Raw genomic sequence first — 14,268 nt, 5'->3', positions numbered from 1 at the left:
ACCCACAGTCGTGAGCGAGCGCACCCTGGTCCTGGTCAAGCCGGACGGCGTCAGCCGTGGGCTGGTCGGCGAGGTCATCTCCCGCATCGAGCGCAAGGGCCTGACGCTGGCCGCGCTGGAGCTGCGCAACGTCGAGCGGAGTGTGGCCGAGCAGCACTACGCCGAGCACGCCGCCAAGCCGTTCTTCGAGTCGCTGCTGGAGTTCATCACGTCCGGTCCCGTGGTCGCGGCCGTTGTCGAGGGTGAGAACGCCATCGCGGCGTTCCGCCAGCTCGCCGGTGCCACGAACCCGGTTCAGTCCGCCACCGGCAGCATCCGCGGCGACTACGCCGTCGAGGTCCAGTACAACATCGTGCACGGCTCGGACTCCCCGGAGTCGTCCAAGCGCGAGATCGACCTCTGGTTCCCGGGCGTCTGAGCTTCCCCCGACACGAGGGCCTGGTCCATCGGGCCGGGCCCTCGTCGATGTGGGCGACGGAGAGTCAGCCCGCCCCGCTACGCTCGGTGCGTGTGTGACGCACTGGTCACGGCCCGCGGTCTGGTCAAGCGGTTCGGCCGGCTGACCGCCGTCGACGGGATCGACCTCGAGGTGCGGCGCGGCGAGGCGTTCGGCTTCCTCGGGCCGAACGGGGCGGGCAAGTCCTCGACCATGCGCATGATCGCCTCCGTCTCCCCGCGCACCAGCGGTGAGCTGCGGGTACTCGGCATGGATCCCGACCGCGACGGCCCACGCATCCGCGCGCGGCTCGGGGTGGTGCCCCAGCAGGACAACCTCGACACCGAGCTGACCGTCCGGCAGAACCTGCACGTCTACGGCCGCTACTTCGGCCTGCTCAAGCCGTACGTGCGGGAGAAGGCGACCGAGCTGCTGGCGTTCGCCCAGCTGTCCGAACGCGCCGACGACGAGGTCGACCGGCTCTCCGGCGGGATGAAGCGCCGCCTCACCATCGCCAGGTCGCTCATCAACGACCCCGAGCTGCTCCTGCTCGACGAGCCGACCACCGGTCTCGACCCGCAGGCCCGGCACCTGCTGTGGGACCGCCTCGTGCGCCTCAAGCACGACGGCGTCACCCTGATCATCACCAGCCACTACATGGACGAGGCCGAGCAGCTGTGCGACCGCCTCGTCGTGATGGACCGCGGCCACATCGCCGCGGAGGGCAGCCCGGCCGAGCTGATCGCCCGCTACTCCACCAAGGAGGTCGTCGAGCTGCGCTTCCCGCCCGGCGTGGACACCACCGCGATGGAGGCTCGTCTCGCGGGCCTCGCCGACCGCGTGGAAGCCCTCCCCGGTCGCGTCCTGCTGTACGCCACCGACGGCGAGACCGCCCTTGCCGCAGCCGAGCTGCGTGACGTCAGGCCACTCTCGAGTCTCGTGCGGCGCAGCACCCTGGAGGACGTCTACCTCCGGCTGACGGGCCGCACCCTCCTGGACTAACCCGAGGAGTCGCGGACGACCAGGCGGCAGGCCTGGCGGACGACGCCGGAGTGGCGGACGCCGTCGAGGGCGGCGAACAGGTACTCCACCGCGCTCGCGCCGAGGCGTTCCAGGTTCACGTCGACCGTGGTCAGGGGCGGGCGGCAGTCGGCGGCGAAGATCTCCCAGTTGTCGAAGCCCACCAGGGCGATGTCGTCGGGGACCCGACGGCCCAGATCGGCCAGCGCCTGTGACACGCCGACCGCCACCTGGTCGCTGCCGCAGAAGATCGCGTCCAGCTCGGGGTGGGTGGTCGCCAGCATGCGGCCTGCCTGCCGACCCCAGCTCTGGGACCACTCACCGTGCAGCGGGTCGCCCACCAGGGACAGGCCCGCCTCGGACAGCACCTCCCGCAGTGCCGTCGCGCGGTCGCGGGCCGCGCGGTAGCTCGACGGGCCGGTGATGTGGCCGATGTGCCTGCGGTTCAACGACACCAGGTGTTCGGCGGCCAGTCGTGCGCCACCGGCGTCGTCGGCGAGCAGTGACAGGTCGGCGGGGTCGTCCGACTCGCCGTAGACGTAGACCACCGGCACCGGGATGTCCTTCGTCACCGACGAGCGCACGTCGTTGCTGTCGCCCAGCACGATGAGGCCGTCGACCTGGCGGGCGAGCAGCGTGCGGATGTAGTGCCGCCGCCGGATCGGGTCGCCTCGCGCGTCGCACAGGAACACCGACATCTGCTCGTTGCCCAGCGCGTTCTCCACCCCCAGGAGGACCGGGATGGCGAAGCGGCCGCCCAACTCGTCGGTGAGGAGCCCGATCGTCCTGGTACGTCCGGAGATCAGGCCACGGGCCAGCGCGTTCGGTTGGAACGACAGCTTCTCCGCCGCCGCCACCACACGGTCGCGGGTCGCCGTCGCCACCTCGTCGCGGCCGTTCAGCGCCTTGGACGCGGTGGCGACGGACACGCCGGCCAACCTCGCCACGTCGGTGAGGGTGACCGATCCCGAACGCTGCCTCGTCAACGGCACGCCTTTCGTGAAGAGGTTTCGCTGCTTGACACAACTCTAACGCCAGCTTTACCTTCAAAGAGCCGAAAACGTTTTCGGTGACGAGGTGACAGAGATGCGAATCTCCACGACGAGGTGGAGACCGCCGGTACTCGCGGCCGTGCTCGCCGCCGCCATGCTGACCGCGGTCGACACACCTGCCGGCGCCGAGCAGGCCATCGGGTTCCCGACCTTCACCGGTCAGCCGCCGCCCGCCGAGCCGGTGGCCTACGGCAACCGCATGATGCGTGCGATGTACGACGCCGAGGCCGGTGGCACCGACTTCTGGATGGACCGCCTGCTTGCCCGCAGGGGCAACGATCCGGCAGGCAGCTGGCTGATGACCCGCGGTCGGACCGTCTACATGCGACAGCACGACAACGCGGTCATCGGCTTCGGTGGCCGGGTCGCCTACTACAACGAGTTCTTCGGCTCGTTCTCGAACCAGAACGCCTACACCGTCACCATCGGCGGCGGTGGCTTCACGGAGAACGTCGCCGACCGCCTGCAGACGCCCAGCTACTGGAGTGGCTCCTACACCAACAGCGATCTCCGCGCCGGGGTGAAGAAGTTCGTCACGCACGACAACGTCGCGGTAACCGTCATGGCACTCACGAACACCGGCGCGGCGTCGCGAACCCTTGCCCTGACAGTGGACTCCCCGTTCACCCGCACCGCGACAGGCGCCGAGCTGACCGGCCTGCAGGAGGTCCGCAACTCGCGGGGCGAACGCCTCACCACGATCTTCCCGCGGCTGTCCGCGCAGGGGCTCAGCCCGAGCGGCGGCAAGCTGGCAGGCGAGGTCACGGTTCCCAGTGGACAGACCGTCACCGTCAAGGTCCAGCTCGGCTTCGTGGCCGACGAGATCCCCGCGTCCCGCACCGAGTACGACCAGTACCGGGGGCTCTCGCCCGCCAACGCGTTCGCCACCCACGTGCGGACCTACAACCGTTGGTGGGCAGACAACATCCCGTACGTCGACGTGCCGGAGCCCGCCATCAAGAAGCACGTCTACTACCGCTGGTGGCTGATGCGCTTCAACTTCCTCGACGCCGACATCCCCGGCAACGACTTCCAGTTCCCCACCTCGATCGAGGGCGTCCTCGGCTACAACAACGCCATCGCCCTGACGGTCCCCATGTTCATCGACGACCTCAAGTACCTGCGTGACCCGATGTACTCCTACGGACCGTGGGTGTCGACCGGCGAGTCGTCCGGCGGCGGCCGATTCGTGGACAACCCCGGCGACCCGGAGAACTGGAGCAACAGCTACACCCAGTACATCGCCGAAGCCGCGTGGCGCAGCTACGAGGTCCACGGCGGCCAGGCGCCGATCGTGGCCAACCTGGCCCGCTACGCCGAGGGTGACGTCAAGGGACAGCTGGACTTCTACGACCACGACGGCAACGGCCTCATCGAGTACGACTGGGGCGCGCTGACCGGCAACGACGCCGACGCCGTCTCCTTCCACTGGCGCGACGGCAACCTGGACCGCGCGGAGGCCGCCTACCAGTACAGCGGCGCGCTGGCCGCCGCCGCGGCGTACGAGCAGCTGGGCAACGCGGCGAAGGCCGCCGAGCTGCGAGGCATCGCCGACCGCGTCCGCACCGCGATCCTCGACGTGCTGTGGAACCCGGACGACCGGCTGTTCGAGCACCGCCACGTGGCCACGGACACGCACGTGCCGTGGAAGGAGATCAACAACTACTACCCGTTCTCCGTCGGCGCCGTCCCGGACGAGGAGCCCTACACCGACGCGCTGCGGTTGTTCGCCGACCCCGCCGAGTACCCGATCTTCCCGTTCTACACGGCGAACCAGGCCGACAAGGCGGAGGCGGCCGAGCAGGGCAACCCCGGCTCGAACAACTTCTCGCAGATCAACTCGACCGTCCAGTTCCGGCTCTTCTCGTCGGTGCTGCACAACTACACCACGCCCCACCTCACGGCGACGGACTACAAGAAGCTGCTGTACTGGAACTCCTGGGCCGCGTTCATCGGCGGCGACACGGCGTGGCCGGACTCCAACGAGTACTGGTACGACTGGAACCCCGCCACCCGGACGATCGGCGGTCGCTCGTTCATCCACCACACGATCCTGGGCAGCAGCAACTGGACCGTGATCGAGGACGTGCTGGGACTGCGGCCACGCACCGACGCGAAGGTGGAACTGGCGCCGATCGACATCGGCTGGGACCACGCCATGGTCGACAACCTGCGCTACCGGGACCGTGACCTGACGGTCGTGTGGGACGACCCGGCCGACGGCGTCGCCCACTACCCCGGCGTGCCGGAGGGCTACTCGGTGTTCCTCGACGGCGCCAGGGCGTTCACCGTCGACCGCCTCACGAAGGCGGTGTGGGACCCGGCGACCGGGCAGGTCGACACCACCGGGAACGTCCTGTACAGCACGGGCATCGAGGGCGTGCACGCTCCGGCGGACGTCGTGCTGACGGGCGAGCGCGTGGTCGACCTGTTCCAGAAGGCCGGTGCGGACCTGACGTCGGCGGCACCGGACCTGGCCGTGGGCGGGCCGGCGTCGGCGTCGTACACCGCGTCCGGCAGCAGCCCGGCCGCGGCGGTCGACGGCACGACCGTGAGCGCGCCGATCTGGAGCAGCCGTGGTTCGCCGCACGCCGAGGACACCGTCGAGGTCGACCTCGGTACGCCGCGACAGGTCGACGACATGAAGCTGTACTTCTACCGCGACCGCACCACAACGGGTCTCGCCGAACCCGCGACCTACCGCGTGCAGTACCACAACGGCACGGCGTGGGTGGACGTGCCGGGCCAGGCGCGGACACCCGCGATCCCGAGGGCGAACTACAACCACGTGCGGTTCCCGGCACTCACGGCCCAGCGGCTCCGGGTGCTCATGACCCACCAGTCCGGTCACAGAACCGGGCTCAAGGAGCTGCAGGTGTTCCGTACGGGCGTGGTTCCACCGCCCGTCGGCAACGCGGCGCCGTACGCGCTGGCCACGGTGGACTCGTCGTTCCGCCAGGCAGGCCAGGCGCGGCTGACCGGCGTGGTCAAGGACGACGCGCTGCCGCGTGGTGCCCTCACCTCGGCCTGGTCGAAGGTGAGCGGCCCCGGCAGCGTCGTCTTCGCGGACCCGAACACGCCCAGCACCCTCGCCACCTTCACCGAACCCGGCGACTACCAGCTGAGGCTGACGGCGTCCGACGGCGAGCGGTCGTCTGTCTCCACGGTGGACGTCACGGCGACCGCGATCCCGGCGGTGGCCAACGTCGCGACCGCGGCCACGGTGACCGCCTCCTACACCTCGCCGTGGGAGCTGGCCGCCGCGGTCAACGACGGCGTCGACCCGCCCTCCTCCAACGACGGCGTCAACCGCCGTTGGGGCACCTGGCCGGAACAGGGCGAGCACTGGGTGCAGCTGGAGTGGCCGAACCCCGTGCGGGTCAACGCCTCCGACCTCTACTTCTTCGACGACGGCGGGGGCGTGCGGCTCCCGGCGTCCTGGAAGCTCCAGTACTGGGACGGCACGTCCTTCGTGGACATCCCCGGCACCTACGACGTCGCCGCGAACAGGTACGTGCACGACGACTTCCCCGGGGTGACCACCACCCGCCTGCGGGCCGTCCTGCGTGGTGAGACGGCGTCGGTCGGCGTGCTGGAGTGGCAGGTCCACAACGAGCCGTCGACCGTCGAGGTGCCGCGACTGGAGACCCGCCAGGGCATCCCGCCCACCATGCCTGCCACGGTCACCCGCGTCTACGCGGACGGGACACACGTGGACTCACCCGTCATCTGGGCACCGGTCTCCATCGCGCAGGTTTCGCGTCCTGGTCGTATTACCGTGCCCGGCTACACCACCGACATTCCTCGCACAGTCCTTGCCACGGTCGAGGTTCGGCGCGGAGGCCAGGGAGGCTGAGCGCCGCACAACCGAATACCGAAGAGAAATAGCGCCTGTCGCAACCCTGCAAGCGAAACAGGAGTCGCTATGCGAAAGATCCTTGTCCGAATACTCGCCCCACTCGCCGCGATTGTGCTCGCGGCGGGAACGGGCACCGCGAAGGCCGACGTCTCGATCCAGGCGTGGAACCCGCCGTCGAACCTCGTGACACCGCTCAACGAGGTGTGGCAGCACGTCGAGAGCACGTACGGGAACCTGTACGGGTTCCGCAACTACGGCTGGGACCAGATCATGGCCAACCGCGGGTACGTCAACTACTGTGTGCGCTGGGACTCCAGTGCACCGGTGTCCGCCGCGCTGCGCGACCAGATCCACGCCGCGCTGTCCCGCCAGTTCACCAAGTGGATGAACGTGATGCAGGAGAACGGCCAGGGCTGGGAGAACTGGCCCTACCAGACCGTGCCGGTGAAGGTGGTCGGCTGGGCGGTGCGCAACCGTTCGACTCTGCAGTGGACGGACAACTCGGTCGACGTCTACGTCAACGACATCAACGAGAACGCACCGCAGTGCGCACGCGGCTGCGGCCGGTTCTTCCACCAGGACGGCAACTACTCGCAGTGCCCCGGCGGTGCCGCCAGGCACTACGACATGTCGCTGTGGCTGACCGCCGGGTTCGGTGGTGGCGCGGGCGGTGACTGGGGGCAGCGGGTCGGCAGTGAGTACTTCACCGGCAACCTCAACGCCGAGAACATCCACATCTACCTGCACGAGGTCGGGCACACGTTCGGCCTCGACGACTTCTACGACTGGACGCCGACCGGCGTGGGCGGCTTCCTCATGAAGGCGGGCAGCGCGACACAGATCACGGAGTTCGACAAGTGGATGCTCCGTGACTGGTGGCGTCACCTGAAGAGCAGGTACGGCCTGTAGCAACGGCGAGAGCGCGTGCCCACGGCGGCGGGCACGCGCTACGTCAGCGAGTCGAGCGCCTCCCGCCCCGACTGTCCACTGAGGTTCCAGTCGACCGCGCCGAGCAGCAGAGCGACCACCGCGTCGGCGAGGATGTTGGCCTCTTTCCAGCTGTGGCGCGGATGTCCGCCCGGCCGCAGCCGGTAGCGCAGCACGAACCCGTCGAGCATGGCCTGGAGCACGCTGGCCAGCCGCTTGAACGTCCACTCGGGACGCAGCACGAGGTCGTGCTGGTCGGAAAGCATGTGGTATAGCCGAAGCCACGCGCGCGTCGCCTCGTGCGAGCCGGGGGACAGCGCCCTGGTCAGCTCCGGGTGCCGGGGGAGCAGCGGGCCGAGGTGCAGCACGAGGTAGCTGCGCGGGTGCTGGACGAGGCTCGTCAGCAGGTCCTCGGTCACGTGCCCGATGAGCTGGGACATCGAGGTGTCACCGGCGTGTCGCTGCGTCGGGATCTCGGGCTGCTCGCGGAGCAGCGCGTAGACCACCGCGTCGGCGAGGAAGGCGTCACGGGTCGGCCACCGGCTGAAGAACGCCCGCCGCCGCGCCGCCTCACCGGAGGACCACTTCGGGGCCAGGCGGATGACGTCGTCGGTGCGCAGCCATTCCAGCGCCGTCGGGAAGGTGAAGTGGCCGAGCTGTTGGGACTGCCGGTGGCCGATAGGCTCCGCCTGGAGATACGCGTCCATGAGATCGGCGGCCACGGAAAGAAAACCCATGGCGGCGGTGTCATGGCGGGACGGGCGTGCGCGCAGAACCACTCTGTGGCCTTTCGTCCATGGCGAAACCAACAGAAAATGTTTCCTTATCGAGCGAGAAATGGATGTCCGGCGAAAGAGTGAAGCTTCAGCCACGGAATGTGTTTATCATCCGATCGGCCCCTTGCTCCGCCCCCGACTGGTGGAGGCGTTCATGGCGAAAGAGTGGATGACCCAACCGGGGAACGCGCCGGCGCGGGCCATCGGCCCGGTGCGGGCCGCGCTGATGGTCGTCGACGGCACGTGGACGTGGTACCGCCGCAACTGGCGTGCCACGGTCGTGTCCGGCGTCGTCCAGCCGGTGCTGTTCCTGCTGGCGCTGGGGTTCGGCCTCGGCTCCCAGGTGACGCCGGGCGCCGAGACCGGCGGCCTCGCCTACGTCGTGTACCTGGCACCCGCGCTCCTGGTAGCGACGGCCGTGCAGATCGCGGCGTTCGAGTCGACCTATCCCGTCCTGTCGGCGTTCAGGTGGCAGCAGACCTACCTCGGCATCGCCGCGTCTCCCATCACGCCCGGCCAGATCTTCGGCGGCCACCTGCTCTGGGTGGCGGCTCGGTTGACCGTGTCCGGGGCCGGGTACCTGGCAGCCGCCGCGGCGCTCTGCACCCTGACCAGCCCCAGCGTGCTGCTCTCGCTGCCGGTGGCGGTGCTCAGCGGCCTGGCGTTGGCCGCGCCGGTCGCCGCGTACTCCGCGACGCTGTACAGCGAGGGACAGCAGATCAGCGCGCTGTTCAGGTTCGTGGTGGTGCCGATGACCCTGTTCGCGGGCACCTTCTTCCCGGTGACACAGCTACCCGGATGGGCGCAGCCACTCGCCTGGGCGACACCCCTGTGGCACGGCACGGAGTTGAGCCGCGGCGCGGCACTCGGCCACCTCTCGCTGTCCGCCACCCTCGGTCACCTCGCGTTCCTGCTCGCGATGCTGGCCGTCGGCACGTGGCTCGGTGTCCGCACCTTCACCAGGAGGCTGGCCGCGTGATGCTGCTGAGGGTGGTACCCGCCGGTCTGTACGTCGGCCGCGCGCACGTGCTGGTCGAACGGTCCCTGCTGGTGAACCGGCGGGCCTGGCTCACGGTGGTGTCCGGCTTCTGCGAACCGCTCTTCTACCTGTTCGCGATGGGCGTCGGCCTCGGCTCGCTGGTGGGCGAGGTCGCCGGGGTGAGCTTCGTGGCGTTCCTCGCGCCCGCGCTGCTGGCGGCGTCGGCGATGAACGGCGCGATCTACGACGCCACCTTCAACATCTTCTTCAAGTTCAAGTACGCCAGGCTCTACGACGCGATGCTGGCCACGCCGCTCGGCCCCGTCGACGTCGCGGTAGGGGAGATCACGTGGGCCCTGCTGCGGGGTGGGCTGTACGCGGCGGGCTTCCTGACGGTGATGCTGGTGATGGGGCTGCTGGCATCCCCGTGGGCCCTCCTGGCGCTGCCCGCGTCGCTGCTGGTCGCGTTCTCGTTCGCCTCGGTGGGGATGGCGTGCACGACGTTCATGCGGTCGTGGCAGGACTTCGACCTGATCCAGCTCGCCCTGATGCCGATGTTCCTGTTCTCGACGACGTTCTTCCCCCTCACGGTGTACCCACCGGCGGTGGGGGCGGTGGTGGAGTGCCTCCCGCTCTACCACGCGATCGAGCTCATGCGGAAGCTGTGCGCGGGCGTGGTCGAGCCGGCCCTGCTCGGTCACGCCGCGTACTTCGTGGTGATGGCAGGGGTCGGTGTGGTGGTGTCGGCCCGCAGGCTGGGGGTTCTGCTCCTGCGCTGAACGGCTCGCGCGGGTGGGGGTTACCCTTGGGGCCACTATGAGCGTTGAGTCCGTCTTTCCCCAGCTGGAGCCGTTGCTGCCGAGGGTGTCCAAGCCGGTCCAGTACGTCGGTGGAGAGCTGAACTCCACGGTCAAGGACTGGGACACCACCACGGTGCGGTGGGCGCTGATGTACCCGGACGCCTACGAGGTCGGGCTGCCCAACCAGGGCGTCATGATCCTCTACGAGGTGCTCAACGAGCTGGCGGACGTCCTCGCCGAGCGGACCTACGCGGTCTGGCCCGACCTCGAGGCGCTCATGCGCGAGCACGGTGTGCCGCAGTTCACGGTGGACGGTCACCGCCCCGTGGGCGCCTTCGACCTGCTCGGGGTCAGCTTCTCGACCGAGCTCGGCTACACGAACCTCCTCGGCGCGCTCGACCTCGCCGGCATCCCGCTGCACGCGGCGGACCGGACCGAGGACCACCCGATCGTGCTCGCCGGTGGTCACGCGGCGTTCAACCCCGAGCCGATCGCCGACTTCGTCGACGCGGCCGTGCTCGGCGACGGCGAGGAGGCGGTCCTCGAGATCACCGACCTCGTGCGTGCCTGGAAGCAGGAGGGCCGCCCCGGCGGACGCGACGAGATCCTCACCCGCCTTGCCGAGACCGGCGGCGTCTACGTCCCCCGGTTCTACGACGTCACCTACACCGGCGCCGCCCTCGACCCGGTCGTGCCCAACCGCGACCGCGTCCCCGCCACCGTGGCCAAGCGGACCACGATGGACCTCGACGCCTGGCCGTACCCGAAGAAGCCGCTCGTCCCGCTCGCCGAGAGCGTCCACGAGCGGATGAGCGTCGAGATCTTCCGCGGTTGCACCCGGGGCTGCCGCTTCTGCCAGGCAGGCATGATCACGAGGCCCGTGCGCGAGCGGTCCATCCAGGGCATCGGCGACATGGTCCACAAGGGCCTGGAGGCGAGCGGCTTCGAGGAGGTCGGCCTGCTCTCCCTGTCGAGCGCGGACCACTCCGAGATCGCGGAGATCACCAAGGGCCTCGCGGACCGCTACGAGGGCACCAACACCGGCCTCTCACTGCCGAGCACCCGCGTCGACGCGTTCAACATCGACCTCGCCAACGAGCTGTCCCGCAACGGGCGCCGTTCCGGCCTGACCTTCGCGCCGGAGGGCGGCAGCGAGCGCATCCGCCGCGTCATCAACAAGACCGTCTCCGAGGCCGACCTCATCCGCACGGTCAGCGCGGCCTACGCCAACGGCTGGCGCCAGGTGAAGCTGTACTTCATGTGCGGCCTGCCGACCGAGACCGACGACGACGTGCTGCAGATCGCCGCCATGGCCCAGGAGGTCATCCGCGCGGGCCGGAAGGCCAGTGGCCGCAAGGACATCCGCTGCACCATCTCCATCGGCGGCTTCGTCCCCAAGCCGCACACGCCGTTCCAGTGGGCACCCCAGTGCGACCCGGACACCGTGGACGCGCGCCTGCGCAAGTTGCGTGACGCCGTCAACTCCGACCGGGGCATCGGCCGCAACATCGGCATGCGCTACCACGACGGCAAGCCCAGCCTCGTCGAAGGACTGCTCTCACGTGGTGACCGCCGCGTCGGCCGCGTCATCGAGCGGGTCTGGCGCGAGGGCGGCCGGTTCGACGGCTGGAGCGAGCACTTCTCCTACGAGCGCTGGATCGAGGCCGCCGCGAACGAGCTGGAGCCGCTCGGCGTGAGCCTCGACTGGTTCACCACCCGCGAGCGCACCGAGGACGAGGTCCTGCCGTGGGACCACCTCGACTCCGGCCTCGACAAGCAGTGGCTGTGGGACGACTGGCAGGACGCGCTGTCCGAACAGGAGCTCGACGACTGCCGCTGGACCCCGTGCTTCGACTGCGGTGTCTGCCCGTCCATGGGCACCGACATCGAGATCGGCCCCACCGGGCGCAAGCTGCTGCCGCTGACCCCCGTCTAGGGAGTCACCGCGGCGAGGGCGTTCACCAGGCCGTGGCCGTAGAAGCTGTTGTACGGCTCGTAGCCCGTGCAGTAGGCGTCCTGCGCGCCGGTACCGTCCAGGTCGTAGTCGGCCGGGCAGGGGAGCGGCTCGGCCTGCTCGGTCAGCATCTTGCTGAGCGTCTGCGGTGTCGCCGACGGGTGCTCCGACGCGAGCAGCGCGGCCACCCCGGCCACGTGCGGGGTGGCCATCGACGTGCCGCACAGGCTGTCGTAGCCGCCGGGCACGGTCGACAGCACGCACGAGTTGTCCTGCTGTTTGCCGCCGGACGGGTCGTAGGCCTGCTGCTTGGTCTCCCCGCCCGGCGCGGCCACGTCGACCACGCCGAGACCGTAGGAGCTGTAGCTCGCCTTCAGCTCGTTGCGCCCGACCGCGGACACCGCGACCACGCCACGCAGCCCCGCGGGCAACACCTTGCAGCTCGAGTCGAGTGTCCGCCGGTGCGACGACGCGGGATTCCCGGCCGTCCGGCCACTCGGGTCGGCCAGGTCGGCGCCCTCGTTCGTGGCGGCGGCGATGGTCAGCACGCCGTGCTGGGTCGCGTAGTCCACCGCGCGCCGCACCGACTCGTACACCACGTGCTCGCTGTCCCGGTCGCACGTCATCAGCCAGGGGTCGACGAAGTAGCTGTTGTTGGTCACCTTCATCTTGTTGGCGGTCGCCCACATCAGCCCGCACACGGCGTACTCGGGGAGGATGTAGCCGCTGTCGTCGACCACCTTCACCGAGGCGATCCGCACCCCGGGTGCCACGCCGGTCGTGCCGTGGCCGTCGTCCGCCGCCGCGATGGTGCCAGCGACGTGGGTGCCGTGCGACGACGCGGTCGGCTCCCAGGCCGTCTGCGACGTGTCGGGCCTGCCGGTCAGGCACCCGGCGGAGGCCGCCGGGTCCAGCGCGGCCGTCAGGTCGGGGTGGTCGGGGTCCACGCCCGAGTCGAGGACCCCGACGAGCACGTCCCTGCTACCCGGCGTGATCCTCCTGGCACGGTCCGCGCCGATCATCGTCATGTCCCACTGCTGGCCCGTGAGGTCCGAGGGGTCCACGTCCGCCGGGTCGGCCGTGACCGACTCGCCGCCCTTCACCTTCCCGGCCCGGTTCTGGTTCGCCTTCAGCACCTTCTCGGCGCTGAACGCCCGGTCCGTGCCCATCAGCGTCCCGAACGCCGCGTCGGCCGAGCCGGCCACCCCGACGGCGATCTCCGGGTAGTACACGCTCAGCGCGCCACATGCCGCCGTGACGTCCGCCGAGGCCTCCGCCTCGGTGGTGCCGGGGGTCAGCAGAACGAGGTAACGCAGCTCCGCGCCACTTTGTGAGCAGGCGTCGCGCGGTGGGTCCACGACAGTGGCACTCGCGTTCGCACCGGTCGTCACCAGGGATGTCGCGAGTACCACGGCACTGACCGCTGCCGCCGGCACACGGCGCAGCAGAGGCACGGGGTGACCTCCAGTTGTTGGGGCGGCCGGTCCGGGGAATGCCGGCACTCCAATGTCCGGACGGTAGCCAGCCTGCCGCTGCCCGACAAGCTCGCTGTCCGAATTGGCCTGGGGGTACGGTGCCAGCATCGGCGGGTGTACACCACCGGACGAGCCGGATACCACCAGAAGGAGTAACGCTGACCAGCGACGACCGCCCGAATCCCTCCGCGGCGGCGGTGCAGAAGCTACGGCTTCGCTACGCCAAGCGCGGCCCGCTGCGGTTCACCTCACACCGGGACATCGCCCGCGCCTTCGAACGGGCGCTGCGCCGGGCGAAGGTGCCGATGGCGTACTCCCAGGGCTTCAACCCGCACCCGAGGATCTCCTGGATCGGCGCGTCGCCGACCGGGGTCGCGAGCGAGGCCGAGTACGTCGAGCTGCAGCTGGTCGAGGAGCTCGAACCGGACGCGCTGGTCCACATGCTGGACGCGGCCATGCCCCCGGGTCTCGACGTGCTGGAGGCGGTCGGGGTGCCGGTCGGGGCCGACGGCGGGTCGCTCGCGGACCGCATGGAGGCGAGCCTGTGGCGCATCGAGCTTTCGGGTGTGTCACCGGACACACTGCGTACGGCGTTCTCGCGGTTGCTCGATGCCGAGGTCGTCGAGGTCGAGCGGCTCACGAAGCACGGGATGCGGACCATCGACGCGAGGGCCGCGGTCGTCACCGGACGGGTCGAAGATGACCCGGCCGTGTCTCCTTCGGCACCACCCGGCGAGGCGTGTGGGATACTCGTCGTGGTTGTCCGGCAACTGACACCTGCCGTGCGACCGGACGACGTGCTGAGCGCGCTCCGTGTCGTCGCCGCTCTGGAACCGCCGGTGCCCGCGAAGGCGACCCGGATGGCCCAGGGGCGGCTCGACGACGGCGGAGGTCTGTCCGACCCGCTGGCCCAGGATCGGGCCGCGCGGGCCTCGGCGATCGGGTGACGCCCGGCGCGACGTCGTGACTGACCTGCCGTGGTCGCCGGGC

Annotated in this window: 11 protein-coding genes; 8 read left to right on the top strand and 3 right to left on the bottom strand. The window is 69.8% G+C overall.

The window, feature by feature from the left end; genetic code table 11:
- Window positions 1-10 precede the first annotated feature (10 nt).
- Entirely contained in the window at window positions 11-418 is a 408-nt protein-coding gene (gene ndk, locus CLV71_RS43540) for a nucleoside-diphosphate kinase (RefSeq protein WP_133908839.1), read from the top strand.
- Between the two features lie 90 nt (window positions 419-508).
- Window positions 509-1,438 carry an ABC transporter ATP-binding protein gene (locus CLV71_RS43535; protein WP_133908838.1) on the top strand — a complete coding sequence of 310 codons (930 nt, stop codon included), beginning with the start codon at window positions 509-511 and terminating at the stop codon, window positions 1,436-1,438.
- On the opposite strand, the gene CLV71_RS43530 is transcribed toward CLV71_RS43535, so the two are convergent.
- Window positions 1,435-2,403 (bottom strand): LacI family DNA-binding transcriptional regulator, encoded by a 969-nt coding sequence (locus tag CLV71_RS43530; protein ID WP_243867373.1) that lies wholly within the window; start codon window positions 2,401-2,403, stop codon window positions 1,435-1,437. The two genes, CLV71_RS43535 and CLV71_RS43530, sit on opposite strands and share 4 nt — an antisense overlap.
- Window positions 2,404-2,542: 139 nt before the next feature.
- Between CLV71_RS43530 and CLV71_RS43525 the strand changes: the two genes are divergently transcribed.
- Entirely contained in the window at window positions 2,543-6,364 is a 3,822-nt protein-coding gene (locus CLV71_RS43525) for a discoidin domain-containing protein (protein WP_133908836.1), read from the top strand.
- 69 nt (window positions 6,365-6,433) lie between these two features.
- Entirely contained in the window at window positions 6,434-7,276 is an 843-nt protein-coding gene (locus CLV71_RS43520) for a hypothetical protein (RefSeq protein WP_133908835.1), read from the top strand.
- 38 nt (window positions 7,277-7,314) lie between these two features.
- Here the strand turns inward: CLV71_RS43520 and CLV71_RS43515 are convergent, their stop codons facing one another.
- Entirely contained in the window at window positions 7,315-8,031 is a 717-nt protein-coding gene (locus tag CLV71_RS43515) for a hypothetical protein (protein WP_133908834.1), read from the bottom strand.
- Window positions 8,032-8,224: 193 nt separating this feature from the next.
- Between CLV71_RS43515 and CLV71_RS43510 the strand changes: the two genes are divergently transcribed.
- From CLV71_RS43510 to CLV71_RS43500, 3 genes are read left to right on the top strand one after another with little or no spacing between them, the layout of a single operon-like run.
- Window positions 8,225-9,049, top strand: coding sequence for an ABC transporter permease (locus tag CLV71_RS43510; protein ID WP_243867371.1), 825 nt, complete (start codon window positions 8,225-8,227; stop codon window positions 9,047-9,049).
- A complete protein-coding gene (locus CLV71_RS43505; RefSeq protein ID WP_133908891.1) occupies window positions 9,049-9,828 on the top strand; it encodes an ABC transporter permease in 780 nt (259 codons plus the stop codon). The genes CLV71_RS43510 and CLV71_RS43505 overlap by 1 nt, the downstream gene beginning before the upstream one ends.
- Window positions 9,829-9,865: 37 nt before the next feature.
- Complete coding sequence (locus tag CLV71_RS43500) at window positions 9,866-11,785, top strand: TIGR03960 family B12-binding radical SAM protein (RefSeq protein ID WP_133908833.1); 1,920 nt, start codon at window positions 9,866-9,868, stop codon at window positions 11,783-11,785.
- Here the strand turns inward: CLV71_RS43500 and CLV71_RS43495 are convergent.
- Window positions 11,782-13,257 (bottom strand): S8 family peptidase, encoded by a 1,476-nt coding sequence (locus CLV71_RS43495; RefSeq protein WP_243867369.1) that lies wholly within the window; start codon window positions 13,255-13,257, stop codon window positions 11,782-11,784. The two genes, CLV71_RS43500 and CLV71_RS43495, sit on opposite strands and share 4 nt — an antisense overlap.
- A 218-nt stretch (window positions 13,258-13,475) precedes the next feature.
- On the opposite strand from CLV71_RS43495, the gene CLV71_RS43490 reads away from it, so the two are divergent.
- A complete protein-coding gene (locus CLV71_RS43490) occupies window positions 13,476-14,225 on the top strand; it encodes a TIGR03936 family radical SAM-associated protein (protein ID WP_133908831.1) in 750 nt (249 codons plus the stop codon).
- Window positions 14,226-14,268: the final 43 nt, after the last annotated feature.

Source organism: Actinophytocola oryzae (assembly GCF_004364325.1).
Classification (GTDB): domain Bacteria; phylum Actinomycetota; class Actinomycetes; order Mycobacteriales; family Pseudonocardiaceae; genus Actinophytocola; species Actinophytocola oryzae.
Note: the sequence above shows the minus strand (reverse complement) of the source record. Positions and strands in the feature narration are given on the sequence as shown.